General features: G+C 67.1%; 22 protein-coding genes. 12 read left to right on the forward strand and 10 right to left on the reverse strand.

Annotation, left to right across the window (positions count from 1 at the left end; all coding sequences use genetic code 11):
• Window positions 1–16 precede the first annotated feature (16 nt).
• The 3 genes from BLW83_RS11615 to BLW83_RS11625 all read right to left on the reverse strand — a co-directional run bounded on the left by BLW83_RS11615 (window position 17) and on the right by BLW83_RS11625 (window position 3,841).
• On the reverse strand, window positions 17–1,333 hold the full coding sequence (locus BLW83_RS11615) for a flagellar hook protein FlgE (protein ID WP_090848389.1): 1,317 nt from the start codon (window positions 1,331–1,333) through the stop codon (window positions 17–19).
• A gap of 84 nt (window positions 1,334–1,417) precedes the next feature.
• On the reverse strand, window positions 1,418–2,185 hold the full coding sequence (locus BLW83_RS11620) for a flagellar motor protein MotB (RefSeq protein ID WP_090848390.1): 768 nt from the start codon (window positions 2,183–2,185) through the stop codon (window positions 1,418–1,420).
• Window positions 2,186–2,251: 66 nt separating this feature from the next.
• A complete protein-coding gene (locus BLW83_RS11625) occupies window positions 2,252–3,841 on the reverse strand; it encodes a GMC family oxidoreductase (RefSeq protein ID WP_090848391.1) in 1,590 nt (529 codons plus the stop codon).
• Between the two features lie 125 nt (window positions 3,842–3,966).
• On the opposite strand from BLW83_RS11625, the gene BLW83_RS11630 reads away from it, so the two are divergent.
• The 11 genes from BLW83_RS11630 to BLW83_RS11680 all read left to right on the forward strand — a co-directional run bounded on the left by BLW83_RS11630 (window position 3,967) and on the right by BLW83_RS11680 (window position 17,164).
• Window positions 3,967–4,692 carry a paraquat-inducible protein A gene (locus BLW83_RS11630; RefSeq protein WP_090848392.1) on the forward strand — a complete coding sequence of 242 codons (726 nt, stop codon included), beginning with the start codon at window positions 3,967–3,969 and terminating at the stop codon, window positions 4,690–4,692.
• Entirely contained in the window at window positions 4,689–5,378 is a 690-nt protein-coding gene (locus BLW83_RS11635; RefSeq protein ID WP_090848393.1) for a paraquat-inducible protein A, read from the forward strand. Before BLW83_RS11630 ends, BLW83_RS11635 begins: the two co-directional genes overlap by 4 nt.
• Window positions 5,375–7,447, forward strand: coding sequence for a PqiB family protein (locus BLW83_RS11640; protein WP_090848394.1), 2,073 nt, complete (start codon window positions 5,375–5,377; stop codon window positions 7,445–7,447). Before BLW83_RS11635 ends, BLW83_RS11640 begins: the two co-directional genes overlap by 4 nt.
• 3 nt (window positions 7,448–7,450) lie before the next feature.
• Window positions 7,451–8,155, forward strand: a complete 705-nt coding sequence (locus tag BLW83_RS11645; RefSeq protein ID WP_090848395.1) for a PqiC family protein — start codon at window positions 7,451–7,453, stop codon at window positions 8,153–8,155.
• Window positions 8,156–8,282: 127 nt separating this feature from the next.
• A complete protein-coding gene (gene purU / locus BLW83_RS11650; protein WP_090848396.1) occupies window positions 8,283–9,167 on the forward strand; it encodes a formyltetrahydrofolate deformylase in 885 nt (294 codons plus the stop codon).
• A gap of 18 nt (window positions 9,168–9,185) precedes the next feature.
• Window positions 9,186–10,700, forward strand: coding sequence for a bifunctional aminoglycoside phosphotransferase/ATP-binding protein (locus BLW83_RS11655; protein ID WP_090848397.1), 1,515 nt, complete (start codon window positions 9,186–9,188; stop codon window positions 10,698–10,700).
• A gap of 54 nt (window positions 10,701–10,754) precedes the next feature.
• Window positions 10,755–11,717: an MBL fold metallo-hydrolase gene (locus tag BLW83_RS11660; RefSeq protein ID WP_090848398.1), complete on the forward strand. Its 963-nt coding sequence runs from the start codon at window positions 10,755–10,757 to the stop codon at window positions 11,715–11,717.
• A 121-nt stretch (window positions 11,718–11,838) separates the two neighbouring features.
• The gene (locus BLW83_RS11665; RefSeq protein WP_090848399.1) at window positions 11,839–13,419 is read left to right on the forward strand and encodes an ABC transporter substrate-binding protein; all 1,581 of its coding nucleotides are present in this window, start codon (window positions 11,839–11,841) and stop codon (window positions 13,417–13,419) included.
• 163 nt (window positions 13,420–13,582) lie between these two features.
• Window positions 13,583–14,560 (forward strand): ABC transporter permease, encoded by a 978-nt coding sequence (locus BLW83_RS11670; protein WP_090848400.1) that lies wholly within the window; start codon window positions 13,583–13,585, stop codon window positions 14,558–14,560.
• 1 nt (window position 14,561) lies between these two features.
• Window positions 14,562–15,530: an ABC transporter permease gene (locus tag BLW83_RS11675; protein ID WP_090848401.1), complete on the forward strand. Its 969-nt coding sequence runs from the start codon at window positions 14,562–14,564 to the stop codon at window positions 15,528–15,530.
• Complete coding sequence (locus BLW83_RS11680) at window positions 15,527–17,164, forward strand: ABC transporter ATP-binding protein (RefSeq protein WP_090848402.1); 1,638 nt, start codon at window positions 15,527–15,529, stop codon at window positions 17,162–17,164. The genes BLW83_RS11675 and BLW83_RS11680 overlap by 4 nt, the downstream gene beginning before the upstream one ends.
• Window positions 17,165–17,194: 30 nt before the next feature.
• Here BLW83_RS11680 and BLW83_RS11685 read toward each other — a convergent pair whose 3' ends face one another.
• The 5 genes from BLW83_RS11685 to dctP are packed head-to-tail and all read right to left on the reverse strand — an operon-like array spanning window position 17,195 to window position 22,936.
• Complete coding sequence (locus BLW83_RS11685) at window positions 17,195–18,706, reverse strand: malonate--CoA ligase (protein ID WP_090848403.1); 1,512 nt, start codon at window positions 18,704–18,706, stop codon at window positions 17,195–17,197.
• On the reverse strand, window positions 18,703–20,019 hold the full coding sequence (locus BLW83_RS11690; protein ID WP_090848404.1) for a malonyl-CoA decarboxylase domain-containing protein: 1,317 nt from the start codon (window positions 20,017–20,019) through the stop codon (window positions 18,703–18,705). Before BLW83_RS11690 ends, BLW83_RS11685 begins: the two co-directional genes overlap by 4 nt.
• Before the next feature lie 2 nt (window positions 20,020–20,021).
• The gene (locus tag BLW83_RS11695) at window positions 20,022–21,344 is read right to left on the reverse strand and encodes a TRAP transporter large permease (protein ID WP_090848405.1); all 1,323 of its coding nucleotides are present in this window, start codon (window positions 21,342–21,344) and stop codon (window positions 20,022–20,024) included.
• Window positions 21,344–21,892: a TRAP transporter small permease subunit gene (locus BLW83_RS11700; RefSeq protein ID WP_090848406.1), complete on the reverse strand. Its 549-nt coding sequence runs from the start codon at window positions 21,890–21,892 to the stop codon at window positions 21,344–21,346. Before BLW83_RS11700 ends, BLW83_RS11695 begins: the two co-directional genes overlap by 1 nt.
• A gap of 57 nt (window positions 21,893–21,949) precedes the next feature.
• The gene (dctP, locus tag BLW83_RS11705; protein WP_090848407.1) at window positions 21,950–22,936 is read right to left on the reverse strand and encodes a TRAP transporter substrate-binding protein DctP; all 987 of its coding nucleotides are present in this window, start codon (window positions 22,934–22,936) and stop codon (window positions 21,950–21,952) included.
• Window positions 22,937–23,046: 110 nt separating this feature from the next.
• Between dctP and BLW83_RS11710 the strand changes: the two genes are divergently transcribed.
• Window positions 23,047–23,739, forward strand: coding sequence for a GntR family transcriptional regulator (locus BLW83_RS11710; protein ID WP_245728817.1), 693 nt, complete (start codon window positions 23,047–23,049; stop codon window positions 23,737–23,739).
• A gap of 28 nt (window positions 23,740–23,767) precedes the next feature.
• Here BLW83_RS11710 and BLW83_RS11715 read toward each other — a convergent pair whose 3' ends face one another.
• Window positions 23,768–24,595, reverse strand: a complete 828-nt coding sequence (locus tag BLW83_RS11715; RefSeq protein WP_090848408.1) for a glycosyltransferase — start codon at window positions 24,593–24,595, stop codon at window positions 23,768–23,770.
• Window positions 24,592–25,566 carry a hypothetical protein gene (locus BLW83_RS11720; RefSeq protein WP_090848409.1) on the reverse strand — a complete coding sequence of 325 codons (975 nt, stop codon included), beginning with the start codon at window positions 25,564–25,566 and terminating at the stop codon, window positions 24,592–24,594. The genes BLW83_RS11715 and BLW83_RS11720 overlap by 4 nt, the downstream gene beginning before the upstream one ends.
• Window positions 25,567–25,642: the final 76 nt, after the last annotated feature.

Consider the following 25,642-nt stretch of genomic DNA (forward strand, 5'->3'; position numbering starts at 1 on the left):
CCTGCCGCGGTCCTCCTCAGCGCTTGATGTTGGTGGTTTCCTGAAGCATCTCATCCACCGTCTGGATGACCTTGGCGTTCGACGAATAGGCGCGCTGCGTCTGGATCAGATCCGTCAGCTCATGCGCAACGTCGGTGGTCGAATTCTCGCGCGCATACCCCACCACGGCCCCTGTCGGGCCATCGCCGGCATCCCACAGAAAGAACGATCCGGACTGGGCGGACACCTGATAGGTCTGGCTGTCCAGCGCGATCAGGCCGTTCAGATTGGGAACGTCCACCAGCGGAATCTGCGCGATCGTGCGGGTAAAGCCGGTGTCATAGGTCACCCGCAGCATCCCGTGCTCGTCGATCTCGACCGTCGAGAAATTGCCGACCGGAGAACCGTTCTTGGCGATATTCGTCGGCGCGAAGCTGGCTTCCAGCTGGGTCAGGCCGTTGGGATCGCCCAGCCGGCCGATGGAAACCGCGATGGGGCCGCCCTGCACGTTCAGCGCCAGTTCACCGGTGGCAGGATCATAGCCGCCGCCCGAAAGGACCGTCACCGACTGTAGCGTGCCGCCGTAGGTCTGGCTGTCGTCGAACACCATCTCGTAGCTGCCGATCAGGTTCACGGCCGGGTCCATCGCCGAATCGCGGATTTCCATCGTCCAGCTGTTGCTGGGCAGCGGCCCGGTCGACGGCACGGGCACAAAGGTGATGTGCAGGCTTTCCGACGCGCCGAGGTTTCCGAAATATTCGATCGCCGTCGTTTCAGGCAGGCCGGCCGCGCCCGGCCTTGTCGCGCCGGCGGGCAGGTTGATGCCCAGATGCATCCGCGTGGTGGGGTCGCCCGAGGTCTGGTGATGGTTCAGCACCACCGGTTGCAGCCCCGCGACGCTGTCGCGGGCATTCAGCGGAATGGTGCCGTCCGCCAGGGCCGGCCAGCCCAGCAACACCAGCCCCGAATCGGTCTTGAGCACCCCGTTGGCATCGGGCCGGAACGACCCCGTGGGCGTCATCATCATCGGCTGGTTGCCCAACCCGCCATCAAGATAGACCGAAGGGATAACCGGCAACATCCCGCGCCCCGAGACCGCGATGTCCAGCGAATGGGACGAAGACACCAGCCCGCCCTTTTCGTCCACCAGCCGGGTGGTCAAGGTCCGGACACCCCCCGAGGCGTAGACCCCGGTGCCGCGCGCCTGGTTGATGACCATGCTTTCAAAGTCGGTGTTCAGCCGCTTGTAGCCATAGGTTCCCGAGTTCGCGATATTGTCCGAAATGCTTGCAAGACGCGCCGCGTTGGCGGCCAGACCGGATACTCCGGCATGAAGGGACGAAGAAATCGTCATTCGGTTCACCCTGGTTGAATCATGTTGATCGGAGGATGCGCCAAAGAGTTTAATTTCCCCCTAATGGCGCCCGTCATCTGGCCTCTATCTAAGTAAAATCACCTCGATACGGTTGTTCTGAGGATCCATCGCATTGGAATTACGCGGTTTCTTGTCGCCATAGGCCGTGACCCGCTGGATGCGGCCTTCGTCAAGCCGCCCTTCGACCAGCAGGCGCCGGACGGCATGGGCACGCTGGTCCGACAGCGGCCAGACGGGGTTTTCCACCAGCATTTCCGGGAAACCCCGCACATGGCCGGCGATGGCCAGCTGATTTTTCGTGCGCCCCAGCACCGTCGCCAGAATCGCGGTCAGTTCGCGCAAGGCGGGGGTGGGTTCGGCTGATTCGCCGTGGAAAAGCGGCTCGTCGATGATATCGCCCAGCTCGATCACCAGCCCCTCGTCGGTGACGCGGGTCACGACATGGCGCAGCAGGTTCACCCGCTGCATCGATTCGGCACCGGTGCCGGTCAGGGCGTTCTGAATCGCCTGTTCGATTTCCTGCATCTGCCGGTCGGCCGAAGGCGTATAGGCCGCGCTCTGGTCCGCAGGGGGATCGTCCGATTCGCCGCCGTCCAGGCCCATCGCGGCCGCAGCCGGGGCGTGGACGATGGTCGGGTCGAAATATTCCGCCAACCCCTGACGCTGCTTTTCCGTGGTCGCGTTCAGCAGCCACATCAGCAGGAAAAACGCCATCATCGCGGTGACGAAATCCGCATATGCGACCTTCCACGCGCCGCCGTGGTGCGATTCCTCGGCCACGGCGGCGCAGCGCCGGATGATGACCGTCATGGAATTCTGTTTCGACGCCATCGGCGCACCCCCGGATTACCCAAGGGTCAGCCATAGCAGACGCAACCTTGCCCGCGGGTTAACCGATCAAATGCCGCGTATTTCCTCGCGCATCATCATGGCGGCCTTTTCCGCGATCATGATGGTGGGGGCGTTGGTGTTGCCCGATGTGATCACAGGCATCACCGAGGCATCGACCACGCGCAGCCCCTGCACCCCGCGCACCCGCAGCCGCGGGTCCACCACGGCATCGTCGCCGGCACCCATCCGCGCCGTGCCCACCGGGTGGAAGATGGTCGAGCCGACCGTGCCGGCGGCCTCGGCCAGTTCCTCGTCGCTCTGGAACGCGGCGCCGGGCTTCATTTCCTCGGGGCGATAGCGGGCCATCGGCTCGGCCGCCATGATGCGTCGGGTCAGGCGGATCGCGCGCGCCGCGGTCAGGCGGTCGCCGGGGGTGGACAGGTAGTTCGGCGCGATCTCGGGCGCGCGCATCGGGTCGGCCGAGGTGATGCGCACATGCCCGCGGCTTTCGGGGCGCAGGTGGCAGACGCTGGCGGTGATCGCGGGAAAATCATGCAGCGGCTGGCCGAACGCCTCGAGGCTCAGCGGCTGGACGTGCCATTCCAGATCCGGCGTCGCCACATCGGGGCTTGAGCGCGCGAACGCCCCCAGCTGGCTGGGTGCCATGCTCATCGGGCCGGTGCGGCGCAGCAGATATTCCGCGCCGATCATCCCCCGCCCCCACCAGCGCCGGGCCATCTGGTTCAGCGTGCGCGCACCCGAGACCTTCCACGCGCAGCGCAATTGCAGGTGATCCTGAAGATTCTCGCCCACCGGGGCGTCGCGGCGCACCGCGATGCCCATGTCCTGCAACAGCGCCCCCGGGCCAATGCCCGAGAGTTGCAGGATCTGCGGCGTGTTGATGGCGCCGGCCGACAGCACCACCTGGGCCCCGCGCACCACCTCGACCGCGCCGTCGGCGAACAGCTCGAGCCCCACCGCGCGGTCGCCCTCGAACACGACGCGGCGGACGTGGCGGCCGGTCATCACGGTCAAGTTCGGCCGCTTCATCGCCGGGCGCAGAAAGGCGCGGGCGGCCGAGACCCGCCAGCCGTTTTTCTGGCTGACCTTGAAATAGCCCACGCCCTCGTTGTCGCCGGTGTTGAAATCGTCGCTGGCGGGGATCCCCTCGGCCTGCGCGGCCTGCGCCCAGTCGTCAAGAATGTCCCAGCGCAGCCGCTGCCGCTCGATCCGCCAGGGGCCGCCCTCGCCGTGATGTTCGGACGCGCCGTCAACGTAATCCTCGGATTTCAGGAACAGCGGCTGCACGTCGTCCCAGCCCCAGCCGGTGCAGCCAAGCTGGCGCCAGTGGTCGTAATCGGCGGCCTGCCCGCGCAGATACAGCATCCCGTTGATCGAACTGCACCCGCCCAGCACCTTGCCGCGCGGATACAGCAACTGCCGACCGTGCAGCCCGGGGTCGGGGGCGGTCTTGTACATCCAGTCGGTGCGCGGGTTGCCAATGCAGTAGAGATAGCCGATCGGCACATGGATCCATGGATAGCGGTCGCTTTCGCCGGCCTCGATCAGCAGGACGCGCAGGCGCGGATCTTCGGACAGCCGCGCGGCAAGGACGCAGCCGGCGCTGCCCGCCCCCGCGATGACGACATCATGCATTCGACCACTCCCATCTTTCCCGCCCCACGCTAGCAAAGCCGCATCCCGACGCAAAGCTGCGTATCCGCGTCACTTTGCCGGGGCACCCAGCTTGCGCGGTGCCCGGATCGGGCTAGATTATCCCCATGATAGAGGCGGGACAGTTCGACCTGGAAACCGGCGCGGGGCTGATGGCCTGTCCGCGCTGCGACGCGCTGCATGTCGAGGACGAGCTGTCCGAGGGCGAAACCGCCCGCTGCATCCGCTGCGCCAAGGTGCTGGGCCGGCCGCGGGCCGGCGCGTTCACCCAGATCGTGGCGCTGTCGGTCACCTCGCTGGTGCTGATGATCGCGGCGATCTTTTTCCCGTTCCTGGAAATCTCGCGCATGGGGTTCGGCAACGCCACCTCGCTGTTCGGGGTGGCGCTGGCGTTTTCCCATGGCTGGCTGATGCCGCTGACGGTGGCGATGCTGGGCTTTGTCGTCGGGTTGCCGGCGCTGCGGGCATTGCTGCTGGTCTATGTGCTGTTGCCGATGCGCGGCGACGGCCCGCCCGCGCGCCACGCGGGCGAGGCGTTCCGCCTGTCCGAGTTGCTGCGCCCGTGGTCGATGGCCGAGATCTTCGTGATCGGCACCTCGGTCGCGCTGGTCAAGGTGGCGGGGCTGGCGACCGTCAGCCTTGGCCCCGCGTTCTGGGCGTTCTGCGGGCTGATCGTGGTGGGCGCGGCCAGCAACGTGTTCACCTGTTCGGCCACGATCTGGGACACGCTTGAGGACCGCGGCGCCTTTACCGACGGGCGCGAGGTGGTCGCCGACCCGCAGGCTGTCGCGCAACGCCGCAGCCGCATCGCCACCGGCGGGCGCGCCGGATGAGCGCGCGCCCCCTGCCGCCGCCGCCCGAGACGCAAGACGACAGCCCCGTCCTGACCGCCCATCGCGCCGGGCTGATCGGCTGCCGCGGCTGCGGGCGGGTCTGGCCTCATGCAACCGAGTTCTGCGGCCGCTGCGGGGCGCATATCTACCCGCCCGACCGGCGCAGCCTGCAGGCGGTCTGGGCGTGGTGGCTGGCGGGGCTGATCTTCTATATCCCGGCCAACCTGCTGCCGATGCTCAAGACGCGGACTTTCGGCGGGCTGGCCGGCAACAGCGAAGCCACCATCGTGGGCGGGGTGATCGAGCTGCTGCATTACGGCAACTACGGGGTGGCGGCGGTGGTTTTTGTCGCCTCGATCATCGTGCCGATCGGCAAGTTCCTGGTGATCGCGTGGCTTGCCACCGTCGCCGGACGGCCCGCCACCGTGGAATCGGCCCACACAAGGCTGCGCGCGCTGGAGGCGGTCGAGTTCATCGGCCGCTGGTCGATGATCGACGTGTTCGTCGTGGCGATCCTGTCGGCGCTGGTGCAGCTGGGATTCGTCGCCTCGATCCACCCCGGACCGGCGGCGGTCAGCTTTGCGCTGTCGGTTGCCTTCACGATGCTTTCCGCACAAAGCTTTGATCCGCGGCTGATCTGGCGCGGATTGCCGCTTCGGACCCGCAGGGACAGGACCGCCGAATGACCGACACTCGCCCCCCTGAACACACCCCCGCGCCCGCCCCGCTGCGCCCGGCGCATCCCGTCCGGCGCACCGCGGCGCGGGCGGCGCGGGCCGGGGTCTCGGTCATCTGGGCGGTGCCGATCATCGCGCTGCTGGTCACGCTGGCGCTGGCCTGGAACGCCTATGCCGGGCGCGGCACGCTGGTTTCCGTCGGGTTCAAGGACGCCACCGGCATCACCCCCGGCGAAACCCTGCTGAAATTCCGCGAAATCACCGTCGGCCAGGTCGAGGCCGTCCGCTTTACCCACGATCTCGAACAGGTGATCGTGGACATGCGGGTGGACAAGGACATTGCCCAGTTCATCGACGACGACGCCGAATTCTGGATCGTGCGCCCGCAGGTCTCGGCACAGGGGATCTCGCGGCTGGACACGGTGCTGACCGGCGCCTTCATCGAAGGCTGGTGGGACAGCGAGCCGGGCACCACCGAACTTGAGGTCCATCGCGGGCTGGAACGCGCGCCGCTGACGCGCAGCAACGAACGCGGCACCTGGGTGCGGCTGTCCGCCACCGACGCCGCCGGGATGAGCGAGGGCGCCCCGATCCTGTATCACGGGCTGGCGGTGGGGCAGATGCAGAACCTGCGCCTGTCGGAATCCGGCGAAACCGTCGTCGCCGACGTGTTCATCGAGGCCCCGCACGACCGCCGGCTGACCACCACCACCGTGTTCTGGGATGTCTCGGGGTTCGGGATCTCACTGGGGCCGCAAGGGATCGCGCTGAACATCGGCTCGCTGGCCTCGGTGGTGCAGGGGGGCGCGGAATTCGCCACGCTGTCCTCGGGCGGCGCTCCGGTCGCGGCGGGGCATGTGTTCCACCTGCAACCCGACCGCGAGACAGCGCGCGACAGCCTGTTCGCCACCTCGCCCGAGGAAGAGCTGCGCCTGACCATGCTGCTTCCCGAGGCGGTGCGCGGCCTGCCGGTCGGCGCCGACGTGCAGTTCCAGGGGCTGAGGGTTGGCCGCATCACCAATCTGGCCGTGCGCGTCTCGGCCGAGGACGGCGAGGTGTTTCAGGACATCACCCTGGCCGTGTCGCCCCAGCGCATGGGCCTGCCCGCGGACGCCGGCCCCGCCGAGGCGCTGGAGTTCCTGTCCCAGCTTGTCGCCGAACAGGGGCTGCGGGCGCGGGTCGCGGGGGCGGGGCTGCTGGGCACCTCGCTGATGGTCGAGCTGGTCGAGCTGCCCGACACAGCCCCCGCGCGGATCGACGCCACCGCCGAACCCTTTGCCATAATTCCCGCAGCGCCCCCGGATTTGTCGGATGTCTCGGCCACCGCGCAGGGGCTGATGACGCGGCTGGGCAAGCTCAAGCTGGAAGAGCTGCTGAAATCCGCCACCGACATGATGGACAGCGTGACCGCCATCGCCGCCTCGCAGGATACCCGCGCCATCCCCGAATCGCTGCGCAAGGCCAGCGACGAAATCGGCGCCGCGGCCGCCGACATCAGCGCGATTTCCGCCGAGCTGCGGGGCGGCGGGCTGGCCGGGCGCATCGGGCAGGCGCTGGACGACACCGCCGCCGCCGCCAAGGCGGTGACCGCGGCCGCAGCCGACGTGCCCTCGATGGTCGAGCAGATCGAGGCCGCCGCCGTCGCCGTCGAGGAATTCGATTTTTCCGGCATCAGCGGCTCGGCCAAGGCGGTGGTGGACGATTTGCGCGCCATGCTGGGCAGCGAGGATGCCGAGCAGTTGCCGCGCAACCTGTCCGACACGCTCAAGGCCGCCTCGGCGCTGCTCGACGACCTGCGCGAGGGCGGCGCGGCCGGCAATCTGAACACGGCGCTGCAATCGGCGCGACGCGCGGCCGATCAGGTGGCCGAGGCCGCCAACACCCTGCCGGCGCTGGCGCAGCGGCTTCAGCGGCTGGCGGCGCGGGGCGAGCTGGTGATCGCCAGCTACGGCGAACGCGGCGCCTTCAACACCGAAACCATCAACACCATGCGCAGCCTACGCCGCGCCGCCGAGGCGTTCGGCAGCCTTGCCACCACCATCGAGCGCAACCCCCGCGCCTTTATCCTGGGACGTTAGACCATGCGCCTTTGCCTGTTTTCCCTGACCGCGGCGCTGGCGCTGGCCGGCTGTTCCAACCCCGAGGCAACCGGCCGCTATCTGATCGACCCCGCAACGCCCCCGGTGCGGGTCGCCAACAATCTGGGCACGGCAGAGCTGCGCGACGTGTCGCTGCCGGAATACGCGGCCTCGGGCGAAATCGCGTGGCAGACCGCCGACGGGGCCGTGCGCTCGAACACGAAAACCCTGTGGGCCGACAAGCCGGAACGCGGCTTTACCCTGACGCTGGCCCGCGCCATTTCGGACATGAGCGGGGCCACGGTGATCGCCGAGCCATGGCCGTTGGCCGAGCCGCCCCGCCGCCGCGTCGAGGTGCGGGTGGAAAAGGCACTGGCCCAGATGGACGGCACCTATCGGCTGAGCGGGCGCTATTACGTCGCGCAGGACAGCGCGGGCGGCGCCAACCACGCCCGCAGCTTCGACATCGCGGTGCCGATCCCGCAGGCCACCCCCGGCGGGGGCGGGCGCAAGCCTCCGGCCCCGCCCGCCGCCATCGCCGCCGCGCAGAACGCCGCCATCGCCCAGCTGGCCGCGCAGATCGCGACGCTGGGCGGCCCCGGCGCGGTGATCCGCACCAGCACCCCCCGCCTTGATCCGCTGTTCACAATCGAGCCGCTGCCGCCCCTTGAGCCATTGCCCGAAATCAGCCTGCTGCCCGCCGGCTGACAGCCGGGCCATCCCGCCCCCCTGACAATCCCGCGCCGGTCTGGCATGTGTCGGCCCACGCCCCGACCCCGGCCTTGGCCTTGACCCCGGTCCCGGGCCGCATCCGCACTGCCCACAGGAATCCTTGATGTCACGCTTTGCCCTTCGCGTTTCTTGCCCCTCGACCCGCGGCATCGTCGCCGCCATCTCGGGTTTTCTGGCCGATCAGGGCTGCAACATCACCGACAGCGCCCAGTTCGACGACATCGACACCGGCCGTTTCTTCATGCGCGTCAGCTTTCAAAGCGAAAAGGGCCGCACGCTGGACGAATTGCAGCAAGGTTTTGCCCCCATCGCCGCCCCCTTCGGGATGGAGACCGAGTTCTTTGACGAAACCCGCAAGCGCCGGGTGGTGCTGATGGTGTCGCGCTTTGGGCATTGTCTGAACGACCTGCTGTATCGCTGGCGCATCGGCGGGCTGCCCATCGACATCGTGGCCGTGATCTCGAACCACATGGACTATCAAAAGCTGGTGGTGAACCACGACATCCCGTTCCACTGCATCAAGGTCACGAAACAGAACAAGCCGCAGGCCGAGGCGCAGCTGATGGCCGTGGTCGAGGATTCCGGGGCCGAGCTGGTGGTGCTGGCGCGCTATATGCAGGTGCTGTCGGATGATCTGTGCCGCAAGATGTCGGGGCGGATCATCAACATCCACCACTCCTTCCTGCCCAGCTTCAAGGGCGCCAACCCCTATAAGCAGGCGTTCGAGCGGGGGGTGAAACTGATCGGCGCGACCAGCCATTACGTCACCGCCGATCTGGACGAAGGCCCGATCATCGAACAGGACATCGTGCGGGTGACCCACGCGCAATCGCCCGAGGATTACGTCAGCCTTGGCCGCGACGTGGAAGCCTCGGTGCTGGCGCGGGCGGTCCATGCGCATGTGAACGGGCGGGTGTTCCTGAACGGCAACAAGACGGTGGTGTTCCCGGCGTCGCCCGGCAGCTACGCCTCGGAACGGATGGGCTGAGGCCGGAAAGGGGCGGGCATGGACGATCAGGCGGATGTGATCAGGTTCCTGTCCGATCCGGCCACCCATGGCGGCGCCCCCGTCGAGGTGATCGAGACCCATATCTCGCGCATCTTCCTGTCCGGCGACCGCGCCTGGAAGATGAAGCGGGCGGTGCGCCTGCCCTATGCGGATTTTTCGACGCCCGCGCTGCGGCTGGCGGCGTGTCAGACCGAGCTGACGCTGAACCGCCGCACCGCGCCAGCGCTGTATCTGCGGGTGCGGCGGCTGACGCGGGACGCGGGCGGCATCGCCTTTGACGGCGCGGGCGAACTGGTCGATGCGGTGGTGGAAATGGCCCGTTTCGATCAGGATTGCCTGTTCGACTGCATGGCCGCGGCGGGAAAGCTGACACCCCCGCTGATCGAGGCGCTTGCCCGCAACATCGCCGATTTCCACGCCGCGGCGCAGGTTTTGCACATCGGCGGCGCCGACAACATGGCCTGGGTGCTGGGCATCAACGAATCCGGTTTCGCCGGCGCCTCGGTGTTTTCCCCCGCCGAACAGGCCGGGCTGAACGCCGGTTTTCGCACAGCCCTTGCCCGCCACGCCCCGGCGCTGGACCGGCGCGCCGAGGCCGGGATGGTGCGGCGCTGCCATGGCGACCTGCATCTGCGCAACATCTGCCTGATCAACGGTCGCCCGCTGCTGTTCGACTGCATCGAGTTCAACGAACAGCTGGCCGGCATCGACGTCGCCTATGACCTTGCTTTTCTGCTGATGGACCTGTGGCACCGCGGGTTGGCAGGGCTGGCGAACCTTGCCGCCAACCGCTGGTGCGACGCGACCGGCGACGAGGACGCTTTCGCGCTGCTGCCGTTCTTCATGGCGGTGCGGGCGGCGGTGCGGGCGCATGTCATCGCCACACAGGCCGATACCGCGGGCGCGGGCCGCAACGGGCTGGCGGCCGAGGCACGGGGGTATTTCGACCTCGCGCAGACGCTGCTGGCGCAAGCACCTGCGCGGCTGGTGGCGCTGGGGGGGCTTAGCGGATCGGGCAAGACCACGGTGGCCGAGGCGCTGGCCCCGCATCTTTCCCCTCCGCCCGGCGCGCGGCTGCTGGAAAGCGACCGGTTGCGCAAGGCAATGCACGGGGTCGCCGCCGAAACACCGCTGCCCGCCGCCGCCTATGCGCCCGAGGTTTCGGCGCAGGTCTATGCGCAGATGGCCGGGCGCTGCACCGCCACGCTGGCGCAGGGCGCGCCGGTGGTCGCCAATGCGGTGCACGACCGCGAACCCGACCGCGCGGCGATCGAACAGGCGGCGCGGCAGGCCGGCGCGGGGTTCCTGGGCGTCTGGCTGGATGCCGACCCGGCGCTGCTGCGCCAGCGGGTGGCGGCGCGGCGGGGCGGGGCCTCGGACGCGACGCTGGCGGTGCTGGAATCGCAGTTGCAGCGCACGGCCGAAATCACCGGCTGGCACCGTATCGACGCGGGCCGGCCCACGGCGCAGATCGTGCAGCGGATCCTTGCCCTGCCCGACGACAGACGTTGACCCGCGCCCTCCCCCAGACATATCGTGATGTTTGAATGTAAACGGAGGGGTCCAATGTTCCGCATCATCCAGCGCCTTGTGCCGGTGGCCGCGCTTGCCGTCGCAGCCAGCGCCGCAGTTGCATCCGAGGACATCCCGGACAAATACCCGCAATCGCCGCTTTACGACAAACCCGTGCAGGTGACGGACCGGGTGTGGTCCGCCATCGGCGCCACCGCCCCGCCCACCTATGAAAACCAGGGCCACAACAACAACCTGTCCTTTATCGTCACCGACGACGGCGTGGTGGTGATCAACGGCGCGGCCTCGACCGCGCTTGCCCGGGCACTGCATGACGAAATCAGGGCGATCACCGACCAGCCGGTCAAGCTGGTCATCAACGAAAACGGCCAGGGCCACGCCATGCTGGGCAACGGCTACTGGCGCGAGCAGGGCGTCAAGATCGTCGCGCACGAGGACGCTGCGGCCGAGTTCGCCGACAGCGCCCCGCAGGCGCTGGAATCGTTGCAGAATTACGCCCGCGAGGGCGCCGAGGGCACAGTGATCGTGGCCCCGGACGAGACCTTCACCGACCGCTACGACGCCAGCATGGGCGGCGTCACCATCGAGGTGCTGCATCTTGGCCCCGCCCACAGCCCCGGCGACACGCAGGTCTGGCTGCCCGACGACAAGACCCTGATCGCCGGCGACATCGCCTTTCACGAACGGATGCTGCCGCTGTTCAACGACACCTGCACCAGCTGCTGGATCGAGACCTGGGACAATGCGCTGGTGCCGCTGGGTGCCGAAATCGTGATTCCCGGCCACGGCCACCCCACCGACATGGAAACCGTGCAGCTCTATACCCGCGACTATCTGCTGGACCTGCGCGAAAAGATCGGCGCCCATATCGAGGACGGCGGCGATCTGGCCGGTGCCTATTACGTCGACCAATCGCGCTGGCAGGATCTGGACACCTTTGACGAACTGGCGACCAAGAACGCAGGGCTGGTCTTTGCCGAGATGGAGTTCGAGTGATCCACCCCCGTTTCTGACGCCTCGTCACCCGGCCACGGGGCGGCGGGGCGCAAAACGGCAGTTGCAGAACCGCGTCTCTCGGGCCACCTTGGCAGGCAATATGCAGCGGAGGTGCAAGCTCATGCAATATCGTCACAAACTTCTGACAGCGGCGTTGCTGTCGGCCACGTTCCTTGGGGGTGCCGCCAGCGCCGAAACCCTGCGCTGGGCCAAGGCCGCCGATGCGACCACGCTGGACCCGCATTCGCAGAATCTGGGAACCAACCACAATTTCCTGCACCACATCTACGAAACGCTGGTCGAACGCGAGGTGGACGGCACGCTGACCCCGCGGCTGGCCACCGAGTGGTCGATCAAGGACGGCGAGCCCAACGTCTGGGTGTTCAAGCTGCGCGAGGGCGTGACCTTTCACGACGGCGCGCCGTTCACCGCCGACGATGTGGTGTTTTCCATCGACCGGGCGCGCTCGGCCACCTCGAACATGCGCCAGCTGCACGCGGGCGTGGACCACATCGTCGCGGTGGACGACCACACGGTCGAGGTCCACATGATCGGGCCGAACCCGCTTTACCCCGACAACCTGACCAACACCTTCATCATGGACCGCGAATGGTCCGAGGCCAACAACGTGGTCGAGGTGCAGGACTATGCCGCCGGCGAGGACAACCACGCCGTGCGCAACACCAACGGCACCGGCCCCTATACGCTGACCCAGCGCGAGGTGGACGTGCGCTCGGTCCTGACCTGGTTCGACAAGCACTGGGCCGACCAGCCGCAGGTGACCGAGATCATCTATATCCCGATCACCGAAAACGCGACCCGCGTCGCCGCGCTGCTGTCGGGCGAGGTCGATTTCGTGCAGGACGTGCCGGTGCAGGACATCGAGCGGCTGGAATCCAGCGACGGCATCACCGTCACCAAGGGCCCGGAAAACCGCATCATCTATCTGGGCTATCGCTTTGGCGAAGAGCCGCTGAAGACCTCGAACATCACCGATTCGAACCCGATCGACAATCCGCTGGTGCGCGAGGCGATGCATCTGGCCATCGACCGCGACGCGATCAGGCAGGTGGTGATGCGGGGCAATTCATTGCCGACCGGGGTGGCGATGCCGCCCTTCGTCAACGGCTGGACCGAGGAACTGGACGCCTATTCCGCCCCCGATCTGGACCGCGCCCGCGCGCTGCTGGCCGAGGCGGGCTATCCCGACGGCTTCACCATCACGCTGGACACCCCCAACAACCGCTATGTGAACGACGAGGCGATCTCGCAATCCGTGGTGGGGATGCTGGCACGGATCGGGATCCGGGTGACGCTGGCCTCGCGCCCCATTGCGCAGCACTCGCCGCAGGTCACCAACAACCTGACGGATTTCTACCTGATGGGCTGGGGCGTGCCGACATTCGATTCGGCCTATATCTTCAACGACCTGGTCCATACCAAACAGGGCAATTTCGGCGCCTATAACGGCGGGCTGTATTCCAACCCGGAACTGGACCCCAAGATCGAGTCGCTGGAAACCGAGATCGACATCGACAAGCGCAACGCCACCATCGCCGAGATCTGGGACGTGGTGCAGCAGGACCGGGTGCTGCTGCCGCTGCACAACCAGGTGCTGGCCTATGCGACGCGCAAAGGCGTCAACATCGAGGTCCACCCGGAAAACCAGCCGCTGATGATGAGCGTCACCTTCGATCAGTGACGCAGGACGGCCCGCTCCTGTGTGGGGCGGGCCGTTTCCCGATCTGGAACCTTGCGTCACACTTGCGCAGGCACAAGGTCGCTGCCAGATGGCCCGATCCGCAACCACCAGCATTCCGGCCCCGCCGATCCCTTGTCAGAAATGACCAGCAGGAACCCGACCCATGCTCATCTTCATCCTGCGGCGCCTTTTCCAGTCCGTCATCGTGATGCTGGTAGTGGCGTTGATCGCGTTCCTGATCTTTCGCTATGTCGGCGACCCCATCGTTTCCATGGCCGGCGTCGACACAAGGCTTGAGGATCAGGAACTGATGCGCCAGCGGCTGGGGCTGAACGATCCGTTCTATGTCCAGTTCTGGAATTTCCTGACCAACGCGCTGCAGGGGAATTTCGGAATCTCGTATCGGCTGCAGCAGCCGGCGATGCGGCTGATCCTTGACCGGCTGCCGGCCACGATCGAGCTGGCGGTGGTGTCCGCCACGCTGGCGCTGGTGCTAGGGGTGCTGATGGGCATCTTTACCGCACTGCGGGCGCGGTCGTTCCTGTCGGGCGTCATCATGACGCTGTCGTTGGTGGGGGTGTCGCTGCCGACCTTTCTGATCGGCATCGGGCTGATCTACATCTTTGCGGTGGAATTGCAGTGGCTGCCCTCGAACGGGCGCGGCGTCACGGTGCAGCTGGGCTGGTGGCGCACCGGGTTCCTGACCGAAAGCGGGCTGCGCTCGCTGATCCTGCCGGCGATCACCCTGTCGCTGTTCCAGATGACGCTGATCATGCGGCTGGTCCGGGCCGAGATGATGGAGGTGCTGCGCAGCGACTATATCCGCTTTGCCCGCGCCCGCGGCCTGCCCGACCGGGTGATCAATTTCCGCCACGCGCTGAAAAACACGCTGGTCCCGGTCATCACCATCACCGGGTTGCAGCTTGGCTCGGTCATCGCCTTTGCCATCGTGACGGAAACCGTGTTCCAGTGGCCGGGGGTGGGGTCGCTGTTCATCACCTCGGTGCAGGCGGTCGATGTGCCGGTGATGGCGACCTATCTGATGATGGTCGGGCTGGTCTTTGTCACCATCAACCTGGTGGTAGATATCCTTTACTATCTGGTCGACCCGCGACTGCGGGTGCAGGGCAAGGGGCGCTGAAATGACCGATCCGACCATCCCCCCCGAAACCGCCACCCCCGAGACTTCTGCCCCGCGCGGGTTCTGGCAACGGCTGTTCGACAGCGACATCTGGTTTTCATGGTCACGTTCACCCGTGACCATCATCGCGACTCTGGTGGCGCTGGCGCTGATCCTGGGCGCGGCGCTCGCGCCGTGGATCGCGCCGCACACACCTTTCAACCCCGCCACGGTCGAGCTGATGGACGGGTTCACCCCGCCGGGGGCGCAGGCGCTGTCGGGCACCAGCTATCTGCTGGGCACCGACGATCAGGGCCGCGACATGCTGTCCACGATCATGTATGGCTCTCGCGTGTCGCTGTTCGTGGGGTTTGCGGCCACGCTGTTCGCGATGACGCTGGGCATCGCGCTGGGGCTGACCGCGGGCTATCGCGGCGGCTTTGCCGACACGCTGATCATGCGCATCGCCGATGTGCAGCTGTCGTTTCCGGCCATCCTGATCGCGCTGCTGATCTTTGGGGTGGCGCAGGGGCTGATCCCGGCCAGCCAGCAGGAACAGACCGCGGTCTGGGTGCTGATCCTGGCCATCGGCCTGTCCAACTGGGCGCAATTCGCCCGCACCGTGCGCGGCACCACCATGGTCGAGCGGCAAAAGGATTACGTTTCCGCCGCCCGGCTGCTCGGGCGCAACCCGCTGGCCATCGTCACCCGCCATGTGCTGCCCAACGTGCTGGGGCCGGTGCTGGTGATCGCGACCATCAGCCTCGCGCTTGCCATCATCGAAGAGGCCACCCTGTCCTATCTGGGCGTCGGCGTGCCGCCCACCCAGCCCAGCCTTGGCACGCTGATCCGGATCGGCCAGCGGTTCCTGTTCTCGGGCGAGTGGTGGATCCTTGCCTTTCCCGCCGTCACGCTGATCCTGCTGGCGCTGTCGGTCAACCTGCTGGGCGACTGGTTGCGCGACGCCCTGAACCCGAGGCTGCGCAAATGACCGATACGCCCGTTCTTTCCGTCCGCGATCTCGTGGTGGATTTCCCGCTGCGCCGGGGCAATTTCCGCGCGCTGGACGGGGTCAGCTTTGACATCGCGGCGGGCGAGGTTCTGGGCGTGGTCGGCGAATCCGGCGCCGGCAAGTCGATGACCGGGGCCGCGGTGATCGGGCTGCTGGACCCCCCCGGCCGTTTCACCGCGGGCGAGGTCCATCTGTCCGGCACCCGCATCGACACCCTGACGCCCGCGCAGATGCAGGCCCTGCGCGGCAAGCGCATCGGCATGGTGATGCAGGATCCACTGACCTCGCTGAACCCGCTGTTCACCATCGGCGACCAGCTGGTGGAAACCATCCGCCAGCACATGGAGCTGACCGAGGATCAGGCGCTGGAACGCGCGATTTCCCTGCTGGAAGAGGCCGGGATTCCCGATGCCCGCGGGCGTATCCACGCCTATCCGCACCAGTTTTCCGGCGGGATGCGGCAGCGGGTGGTGATCGCGCTGGCCATCGCCGCCGACCCGGAACTGGTGATCGCGGACGAACCCACCTCGGCGCTGGATGTGTCGGTGCAGGCGCAGGTGATCAAGGTGCTGAAAGACCTGTGCCAGCGCCGCGGCACCGCGGTGATGCTGATCACCCACGACATGGGTGTGATCGCCCAGATCGCCGACCGCATCATGGTGATGAACGCCGGCCGCGTGGTGGAAACCGGCCCGGTGGCGCAAGTGATCCGCCACCCGCGCGAGGATTACACGATCAAGCTGATCAGCTCGATCCCCACCATCGCCCGCACCGGCGAGGCGCCGCCCCCGCAGCCGCAAGGCAGCACCCCGGCCTTTGTTCAGGTGCAGGGGCTGGTCAAGGATTTTGACGCCGGCGGCGGCTGGCTGGCGCGAGTGCTGGGCCGCGGGGTGCCGCCGTTCCGTGCGGTCAACGACGTGTCCTTTCGCATCGGCCGCGGCGAAACCTATGGGCTGGTGGGCGAATCGGGGTCCGGCAAATCCACCTGCGCCCGCATGATCGCCGGGCTGATCGAACCCACCGCCGGCCGGGTGGTGGTCAACGGCATGGACGTCTGGCAGGTCAGCGCGGCCGAGCGCGCGCGCCGTCGCGCCGTGCAGATGATCTTTCAGGATCCCTATGCCAGCCTCAACCCGCGCTGGCGGGTGGGCAACATCATCGCGGAACCGATAAGGGTGCTGGGTCTGGCCAAGGGGTCGGAAATCGAGGATCGGGTGGCGGACCTGCTGCGCAAGGTGCGGCTGGACCCGATCGTGATGCGCAAGTTCCCGCACGAGTTTTCGGGCGGCCAGCGCCAGCGCATCGCCATTGCCCGCGCGCTGTCCAGCCAGCCCGAATTCATCGTCTGCGACGAGCCGACCTCGGCGCTGGATGTGTCCGTTCAGGCCCAGGTGCTGGATCTGATGAGCGAGCTACAGGACGAATTCGGCCTGACCTATCTGCTGATCAGCCACAACCTTGCGGTGATCCGGCAGATGGCCAATGACGTGGGGGTGCTGCATCGGGGCGTGCTGGTCGAAAGCGGCCCGGTCGATGCGATCTTCGACCACCCGCAGGCGGATTACACGCGAATGCTGCTGGACGCGGTGCCGGATCTTGCCGACATCGAATAGAAACGGGGGGCGCAGCCGCCCCCCGTTTCCTCAGACGGCAAAGCTGTCCTTGAACTGTTCGCGCAGCAGGTTTTTCTGCACCTTGCCCATGGTGTTGCGGGGCAGTTCCGGGATGATCTCGTAACGCTTGGGCTGTTTGAAGCGCGCAAGGCCGGGGGCAATCGCGGCCTCAAGCGCCTGCGCGGAAACCGAGGCCCCGGCCTCGGGCACGATCACCGCCACCACGCCTTCGCCGAAATCGGGATGCGGCACGCCGATCACCGCGCTTTCCAGCACGCCCGGCTGTTCGTCCAGAGCCAGCTCGATTTCCTTGGGATAGATGTTGTAGCCGCCCGAGATGATCAGGTCTTTTTCGCGCCCGACGATGGACACATAGCCGTCAGCGTCGATCACCCCGATGTCGCCGGTGATGAAGAACCCGTCCGCGCGCAGCTCCTCGGCGGTCTTTTCGGGCATCTGCCAGTAACCCTTGAAGACGTTGTGGCCGCGGACCTCGATCATGCCGGCGGTGCCCTGCGGCAGTTCCGCGCCGGTTTCGGGGTCGGTGATCTTCAGTTCCACCCCCGGCAGCGGAAAGCCCACGGTGCCGGCGCGGCGCTCGCCCTCATACGGGTTCGAGGTGGACATGTTGGTTTCCGTCATCCCGTAGCGTTCAAGGATGCGGTGGCCGGTGCGCCCCTCGAACTGCCGGTGGGTTTCCGCCAAAAGCGGCGCCGACCCCGAGGTGAACAGCCGCATATGCCCGGTCAGCGCCCGGTCGAAACGCGCGTCATCCAGCAGCCGCGTGTAAAAGGTCGGCACCCCCATCATGCTGGTCGCCTGCGGCAGCCAGTGCAGCGCGCGATCGACGCTGAACCCGGGCAGGAAAATCATCCTGCCCCCCGACAGCAGCGACACGTTCGAGGCCACGAACAGCCCGTGCGTGTGAAAGATCGGCAGCATGTGCAGCAGCGTGTCGTCGGCGGTGAAACGCCATTCGTCGACCAGCACCTGCGCGTTGTCCAGCAGGTTCGCCTGCGTCAGCATCGCGCCTTTCGAGCGCCCGGTGGTGCCCGAGGTGTAAAGGATCGCCGCCAGATCGTCGCGGCCGCGGTCCACCGGGTCGAAACTGCCCGGCTGCTCGGCCGCCAGCAGCGCCAGGCTGCCCTCGCCGCTGCCGTCCAGCGTCTGCATCGCGGCGCCGTGGTGGGCTGCGACCGGCCCCAGCGATTCCGAGGCCGAAGGATCGCAGACCAGCAGCACCGCCCCCGAGTTCTCGACGAAATACGCGACCTCGTCGGGGGTATAGGCGGTGTTCAGCGGCAAGAACACCACCCCGGCCGCCAGCGCCGCCCCATACAGCGCCAGCGCCGCGGGGGATTTCTGGATCTGCACCGCCATGCGGTCGCCCGGCTCAAGCCCCAGCACCACCAGCGCATGGGCGAAACGATGCGCCATGGCGGCAAACTCGGCGCCGGAAATCTCGGCCCCGTCGGTCAGCAGCAGGGGCGCGGTGCGGTCGATCTGCGGCGCGATCAGCGCATCATACAGCGGATTGGTCATTCCTTGGTCTTTCCTGTCTGCTTGCCCCGGGACAGCAGGGCCTTGATTTCCCTGGACATCGCCACGGTGTTCTGTGCGGCGAAAGCCTCGTGGTTGGCCTCGACCCGGTTCAGGTCGTAAAGATAGCTGACCATGGCCGAGGCCGACTGCGCCAGCCCCTGCGCCGATACATCGGCCAGCGCGTGGATCAGATGCAGCTCGGCGCCGTTGCCCAGATGGAACCGCGCCACCGGGTCGGCGGGGGCGCCGCCGGGACGCTTTTGCTCGGCCAGCCAGCTTGCGGCATGGGTGCGCAGATCATCCGACAGCGCGCCGATGGCGGCGCGGTCGCCGGCATCCGCCGCGGCCACCAGCCGGCGGGCGGCATCGTCGTCCTGCGCGCGCAGATGCCCCATCAGCCCCGGAATCGGCGACAGCGTCACGAACGTATGCAACTGCGGCAGTTCCTGATGCAGCTCCGCCACCACCTGCTTGATCAGCGAGTTGCCAAAGGAAATGCCGCGCAAACCTTCCTGGCAGTTCGAGATCGAATAGAACACCGCCGTATCGGTGTCCTCGTCGTCCAGCGCCACGCGGTTTTCCGCCAGCAGATCCTGGACCGAGGACGGGATGCCGCGGCACAGCGCCACCTCGACGAAGATCAGCGGCTCTTCCAGCATCGAGGGGTGGAAAAACGCAAAGCAGCGCCGGTCCTCGGGCATCACCCGGCGTTGCAGGTCGGACCAGTCGTCGATGGCGTGGACGGCCTCGTATTCCACGATCTTTTCAAGGATGTTGGCGGGCGTGTGCCAGTCGATGGGGCGCAGCACCAGAAAGCCGCGGTTGAACCACGACCGGAACAGATGCCGGAAATCCACGTCCAGAACGGCAAGTTCGGGGTGGTCGGGCAGCAGCCGCAGCAGGTCCAGCCGCATCCGCACCAGATCCAGCGTCGCCCCCGGCGCCTGGTTCAGGCGGCGCAGCAGTTCCTGGCGGCGCGGCTCGGCCGCCTCGGCCAGCGCGGTGTAGGACCGCCGGTCGGGCGCGTCGCGATAGCGTTCGGCCGCGGCGATGATCGCCGCCGGCTCGACGTCCAGCGCCCCGGCCATCCAGCCAAAGAACGCGGCGCGACCGCCCGGGTCCAGCCCGCGGTATCCGTCAAGGATCTCGCCCGCAAGCCGCGTCCCCGAGACCTCGCCCTGCGCCGACAGCAGCGCCAGCGACAGCTCGGTGATGCCGGCGCCCGAACCCGCGTCCCCGCGGGGGGCGCCGCGCCGCGGCACCCTTTCGAACAGGCCCGACATCATGCCGGTAAAGAAAGACAGCCGTCCCATGCTCAACCTCCGATCACCGGGCCCATCAGGGCGTTCGGCAGGGCCGTGGCGATCCAGGGGAAAAAGCACAGCACCACGATCGCCAGGATCATGCACATCACATAGGGCAGCGACCCGACAAGAATAGTGCGCAGCGAGATTTCCGGCGCGATCGAGTTGATGACGAACAGGTTCAGCCCCACCGGAGGCGTGATCAGCCCGATTTCAAGGTTGATCGTCAGGATCACCGCGAACCAGTAGGGGTCGAAATGCGCCGCTTGCAGGATCGGCAGCAGCACCGGCGCGGTCATCAGGATCACCGCCACCGGCGGCAGAAAGAACCCGGCCACCAGCAGGAACACGTTGATGATGAACATCAGCACCCAGCGGTTCACCTCGAGCCCCGCGATCCAGGCGGCCAGCGACTGGGTGATGAACAGCGACGACATCATATAGGCGAACACCCCGGCCGCGGCCATGATGAACAGGATCATGATGCTTTCGCGGGTGGAATCGCGCAGCACGATCCAGATCTTGAGCGGGCTCCACATCTTGTAGATGACCATGGCCATCAGCAGGCAGGCGACCGCCCCCACCGCCGCGGTTTCCGAGGTCGTGGCGATCCCGCCATACATCGCGTAAAGCACCAGCCCGACGACGATCAGGAACGGCAGCACGCGGGGCAGGATCTCAAGCCGCTCGCGCAGGGAATAATGCCGTGCATGGAACAGGTCCATGGTGCCCGCCCGCCAGGTGGCAAAGATCGACCACAGCATGAAAATGCCGGCCAGCATGATTCCCGGCACCAGCCCGGCCAGAAACAGCCGCCCGATCGAGGTTTCCGTGGCGATCCCGTAGACGATCATCGTGACCGAGGGCGGGATCAGGATGCCCAGCGTGCCGCCCGCGGCGATGGACCCCGCGGCCACCGTGTCGGGATAGCCGCGCTTGCGCATTTCGGGGATGCCCATCTTGCCGATGGCGGCGCAGGTCGCGGGCGACGATCCCGACATGGCGGCAAACAGCGCGCAGGCGCCGATGTTCGACACTACCAGCCCGCCCGGCACGCGGGTCAGCCAGCGCTCGATCGCCTCGAAGATGTCGGCACCGGCGCGGGTGGACGCAATCGCCGCCCCCATCACGATGAACATCGGGATCGACAGGATGGTAAAGGAATTGAGGTCGCCGAAAAAGATTTCCGGCATCATCTGCAACGACCGCGTGCCGTCAAAGGCCAACAGGAACAGCGCCGACACCGCCAGCAGCCCGACGCCGACGGAAATCCCGCTCATCAGCACGGCGATGGTGACCAGCCCGACAAGGGCACCAAGAACCAGCGGGTCCATCAGCGGGTCTCCAGCGAAAAGGGTTGGTCGATACCGCGCAGCAGCGCAAGGAAATCGGCCAGCAGTTGCAGCAGCATCAGGGTGAAACCGACAGTCACCGCCGCCCAGACCGGCCAGATGCGCGGCGCCCAGACCGAGGGGGATTTCCAGTTGCGCGACCACGCCTGATGCAGCACGTCAAAGCTATACCACGCCATCAGCGCGATCACCGCGATGGTCACCAGCTTGAGCAGCACCGCCCAGATCATCCGGTTGCGCCCTTTCAGCATCAGCGGCAGCAGGTCCACGTTCACATGCCCGCGCACCAGCTGCACATAGGGCAGGCCCAGACAGACCGCGGCGATGACCAGAAAGATCACGGTTTCCGTCTGCCAGATCGTCGATTGCCCCAGCACGGCGCGCACAAAGATCATCTGGCAGGTGATCAGCAGGCTGGCGACCAGCAACCCCGCCGCCACCCAGCCGCAAAGGGTCGAAACGGCATGAACCGCCCGGATAAAGGGATCTCCGCCATGGCGCGCGGCCACCGCTACGGTTTGTCCTGACATGGTCCTGTCCCACCAAGGGGCGGAAAGGCGCGCGGCCTTTCCGCGGGTTTCAGCAGATCACTCGACCGAGGTCGCCAGTTCCAGCCAGCGCTCGCCGTCCGGCACCTCGGCGGCAAAGATCTTGTAGGAAGATTCCTGCGCCAGATCCTTCCACGCCTGGAAATCCTCGTCCGACATCTCGGCGATCTCGACCCCGGCTTCCTGGAACACGCGGACGGATTCGGCGTCCTCTTTCGCGGCTTCCTCGGCGTAATAGGCCTCGGCCTTGGCGGATGCGTCGCGCAGCGCCTGCTGCTGTTCGGGGGTCAGCCCATCAAAGGTGGTCTTGTTGATCAACAGCGGCTGATACATGAACCACAGCGCCCTGTCGGTGGCCGGGGTGTAGCATTTGGCCAGCTCATACAGCCGGAACGACACAAAGGACGACGAGCTGGTGTTCAGCGCGTGCAGGATATTCTGCTGCATCGCATTGTAGTTTTCCGACGACGGCATCGAGGCGATAGACGCGCCGGCGGCTTCCAGCATTTCCTCGAACCCCTTGCCGGCGGCGCGCACGGTCTTGCCCTTGACGTCCGCGGGGCTGCGGATGCAGCCGTCGACCGAGGCAAAGCCGCCGGCCAGATAGCCATGCACCAGCGTCATCACGTCGTCCCCGTTCAGGACGGTTTCCATTTCCTGCATGAAGGGGGAATCGTTCACCCGGCGGGCGTGTTCGTGGCTTTCGATCAGCCCGGGGAACAGGGTCAGGTTATAGACCGGCTGCTGCCCGCCCGCGTAGGACAGCGGAAACAGCGTCATGTCCAGCTGCCCGCGCGTGACCGGGATATACTGGTCGTTGGCCTTGAACAGCGAGCTGGCCGGAAAGATCTTGATGGTCAGGTCCACATCGGCGGCCGCGACATCATCCGCGACCATCTGGGCGACCTTGTGGCGCAGGTCGCCGGTGGCGAACTGGTGCGACAGCCGCAGTTCCTTGGCCGACAGGGGCGCGCCCAGCGCAATAGTGGCGGCAACGGCCCACGAGGCCAGTCTGGTGACGTTCATGTCTTTCCTCCCGATTCATATTTTCTGCGGGCTTGTCCCGCGCAGTCCCCGGCTGCGTCGAGCAGGTTGCAGAAAACTTGCATACCGTGTCAACTGGTTTGTATACAGAAATGACAGTTCTGCATAACGGGTTGATCATGGCCGCCGAACGCCCTGCATTCCTGATCCGCGACGCGCTGCTGGACCGCTTTCTGGCGGGCCAGTTCGCGCAGGGCGAACGGCTGAACGAACAAAGGCTGGCGCAGGAATTCAACGTGTCGCGCACGCCGCTGCGCGAGGCGCTGCAACTGCTGTCGGCCTCGGGGCTGGTGCGGCTGGAACACCGGCGCGGGGCCTTTGTGCATTACCCCTCGCTGGAAGAGCTGGTCGAGATGTTCGAGTTCATGGCCGATGTCGAGGCGCTGTGCGGACGCTATGCCGCCCAACGCATCGACGAGCCGGCGCTTGAGCGGCTGCGCGACACCGTCACCGCCTGCGAAACCGCGGTCGCGGACGGCGATCTGGCCGGCTATTTCGACGCGAACCGCGATTTTCACCGGATGATCTATGACGCCTCGGGGAACTCGTTCCTTGCGGCCGAGGCCGAGCGGCTGCTGAACCGGCTGGCGCCGTTTCGCCGCACCCAGTTGCAGGCGCGCGGGCGGATGCAGCAGTCGCTGGCCGAACACCGCGAGATCTTTGACGCCATCGCCGCGCGCGACGCCGAGCGCGCCGCCGCGACCCTGCGCCCGCATGTGGCGTTGCAGGGCAACCGCTTCAACGATCTGGTGGTATCCTATCGCCGCGTGCAGCAGGGCAAATAGCCCCGGCAGCGATGCGCACCCGCGCCCATCACCGCCCCCTTGCCCATGTCCCGCGGTCGCGCCCCGCGCGGACGGCCAGCGACACCGCCGCATAGGTGGCGAACCCCGCGGGGTCGCCTGCCGCCAGCCGCAAGACCCCGCCCGCGCCCAGCCGGGGCTTGCCCTCGTTCGCCAGCAGCTCGGGCCAGCGGGCGGCGATTTCCGCCACGCCCGCATCCTGACGGCGGCGGACGCGGACCAGCGCGGCGAATCCTTCGGTCATCGGCCAGTCGTAGGGGGCGGGCACCTCGATCCGCTCATGCGGCTGGAACAGCATCCGCACATAGCTGTCGTCCGAAATGATCGTCGGGAATTCGCCCCAGCGCGCGCGCCCGGCGCGGTTGACCGCAAACAGCCCGAACCCCGGCGCGGTGCTGCGGGCAAAGGGCAGTCGCGCCCAGAACCGCGCATAGGTTTGGCTGAGCCGGGACCGCGCCGTGACCCGCGGCCGGCCCGAGCCATAGGCCGCATCCTCGCGCGCCCCCAGCGCCTGCACCAGCCCCGCCATCAGCGGGCCCGAGACGGTCACGTCGGCATCCAGATAGGCGCGGACCTCGCCCCGCGCCACGCGGTCGGCATGGTTCAGCGCGGCGGGCTTGCCGCCCTGTTCGCGCTCGATCACGGTCAGCGACCAGCCCGCCGCCGCGGCCGCGGGGATCGCCGCGCGCGCCACCTCGGCCGTGCGGTCGCGGCAGCCGTTCGCCACCACGATGATTTCCGCGCCGCCCGCCACCGGATCGGACGCAACCAGCGCCGCCAGACAGGCGCCGAGCCAGCGTTCTTCGTTGCTGGCGGGGATGATGACCGACAGAATCATTCGGGCACTCCGGTCTGTGGAAAGCGGCGGACGGTGGCCTCTACGATGTCTTGCAGTGCGCGCAGGGTGTCAGGGGCAATCTCCAGCAACCGGCCCCCGGCGGCCGTCAGCGGGACGGTGCCGGGTTCCGGCAGGCGCTGGTGGATCACCGCCACATGGGTCAGCGCCACCACCAGCGCGCCCAGATCGCTGAAATGGATCGGGTCCAGCGCCCCCGCGTCGTCCCGCCCGAACAGCTGCTCGCGCGAGGTCACGCCGGGGATCCGCCCCGATTCGGCAGCACGGGCAACGGCGGCCATCGCCTGCCCGCCGGGGATCAGGTAGATCGGCCCGACGCCCGGCACGGCCAGCGCGCGGCGCAGGATCTGCTCTTCCCACAGGGTCGGCAGGTCGCGGTCGATGCGGTCCAGCCAGCCCTCGGGGTCGTCCAGAGGATGCCAGCTTTCATAAAGATAGATGCGCAGGTCGGGACGGGCCTGCCGCGCCAGCAGCGCCCATTGCGCAAGGTAATGCGCCGAATGGAACCAGCGGATCGCGGCTTTCAGCTCGACCATCTCGGTCAGGACCAGCACATCGGCCCAGCCAGATTCCAGCACCTGCCGCACGGGGCGGAAATGCGGATGCGCGTTTTCGGCGTCAAAGCCGGGCACGGATTCGTCACCCTGCCAGTGGTGCTTGAGCGAGGCGCCCCAGCCCAGCTGCGCCGCATGGTCCTGGCCCCCCAGCGCACCCCCCAGCGCGGCGGCCAGCGCCGGCATGTCGCGACCCACAAGGCTGTGACCCAGATGATAGACATTGACCGGCGGCACCGGCGCCGCCAGCGGCGGCAACGCGGCACGGTAATCCTCGGGCGTCAGCGGCGGCGGCATCGGCGGCCCGGCCTGACGGCGCCGCCGCAATCCAAGCGCCGCAGCCCCGCCCGCGGCCATCAGCGCCAAAGCGCCCAGCAGCCCGTTGCGCCTGTTAACCATGGTTGCCTTGGTCCTGCATTTGCTGTTCCGTATTCGTGATCCCTACCCCAAACCAGACTATGCAGGAGTATGCTGC

The organism is Paracoccus alkenifer, assembly GCF_900108405.1.
Lineage (GTDB): Bacteria > Pseudomonadota > Alphaproteobacteria > Rhodobacterales > Rhodobacteraceae > Paracoccus > Paracoccus alkenifer.

Coding starts and splice junctions, on each gene's coding strand:
- BLW83_RS11700 (WP_090848406.1), bottom strand. CDS start 21,892: ATGTCAGGACAAACCGTAGCGGTGGCCGCGCGCCATGGCGGAGATCCC.
- BLW83_RS11710 (WP_245728817.1), top strand. CDS start 23,047: ATGACAGTTCTGCATAACGGGTTGATCATGGCCGCCGAACGCCCTGCA.
- BLW83_RS11645 (WP_090848395.1), top strand. CDS start 7,451: ATGCGCCTTTGCCTGTTTTCCCTGACCGCGGCGCTGGCGCTGGCCGGC.
- BLW83_RS11635 (WP_090848393.1), top strand. CDS start 4,689: ATGAGCGCGCGCCCCCTGCCGCCGCCGCCCGAGACGCAAGACGACAGC.
- BLW83_RS11660 (WP_090848398.1), top strand. CDS start 10,755: ATGTTCCGCATCATCCAGCGCCTTGTGCCGGTGGCCGCGCTTGCCGTC.
- BLW83_RS11675 (WP_090848401.1), top strand. CDS start 14,562: ATGACCGATCCGACCATCCCCCCCGAAACCGCCACCCCCGAGACTTCT.
- BLW83_RS11665 (WP_090848399.1), top strand. CDS start 11,839: ATGCAATATCGTCACAAACTTCTGACAGCGGCGTTGCTGTCGGCCACG.
- BLW83_RS11615 (WP_090848389.1), bottom strand. CDS start 1,333: ATGACGATTTCTTCGTCCCTTCATGCCGGAGTATCCGGTCTGGCCGCC.
- BLW83_RS11715 (WP_090848408.1), bottom strand. CDS start 24,595: ATGATTCTGTCGGTCATCATCCCCGCCAGCAACGAAGAACGCTGGCTC.
- BLW83_RS11685 (WP_090848403.1), bottom strand. CDS start 18,706: ATGACCAATCCGCTGTATGATGCGCTGATCGCGCCGCAGATCGACCGC.
- BLW83_RS11625 (WP_090848391.1), bottom strand. CDS start 3,841: ATGCATGATGTCGTCATCGCGGGGGCGGGCAGCGCCGGCTGCGTCCTT.
- BLW83_RS11690 (WP_090848404.1), bottom strand. CDS start 20,019: ATGGGACGGCTGTCTTTCTTTACCGGCATGATGTCGGGCCTGTTCGAA.
- dctP (WP_090848407.1), bottom strand. CDS start 22,936: ATGAACGTCACCAGACTGGCCTCGTGGGCCGTTGCCGCCACTATTGCG.
- purU (WP_090848396.1), top strand. CDS start 8,283: ATGTCACGCTTTGCCCTTCGCGTTTCTTGCCCCTCGACCCGCGGCATC.
- BLW83_RS11695 (WP_090848405.1), bottom strand. CDS start 21,344: ATGGACCCGCTGGTTCTTGGTGCCCTTGTCGGGCTGGTCACCATCGCC.
- BLW83_RS11640 (WP_090848394.1), top strand. CDS start 5,375: ATGACCGACACTCGCCCCCCTGAACACACCCCCGCGCCCGCCCCGCTG.
- BLW83_RS11620 (WP_090848390.1), bottom strand. CDS start 2,185: ATGGCGTCGAAACAGAATTCCATGACGGTCATCATCCGGCGCTGCGCC.
- BLW83_RS11630 (WP_090848392.1), top strand. CDS start 3,967: ATGATAGAGGCGGGACAGTTCGACCTGGAAACCGGCGCGGGGCTGATG.
- BLW83_RS11720 (WP_090848409.1), bottom strand. CDS start 25,566: ATGGTTAACAGGCGCAACGGGCTGCTGGGCGCTTTGGCGCTGATGGCC.
- BLW83_RS11670 (WP_090848400.1), top strand. CDS start 13,583: ATGCTCATCTTCATCCTGCGGCGCCTTTTCCAGTCCGTCATCGTGATG.
- BLW83_RS11680 (WP_090848402.1), top strand. CDS start 15,527: ATGACCGATACGCCCGTTCTTTCCGTCCGCGATCTCGTGGTGGATTTC.
- BLW83_RS11655 (WP_090848397.1), top strand. CDS start 9,186: ATGGACGATCAGGCGGATGTGATCAGGTTCCTGTCCGATCCGGCCACC.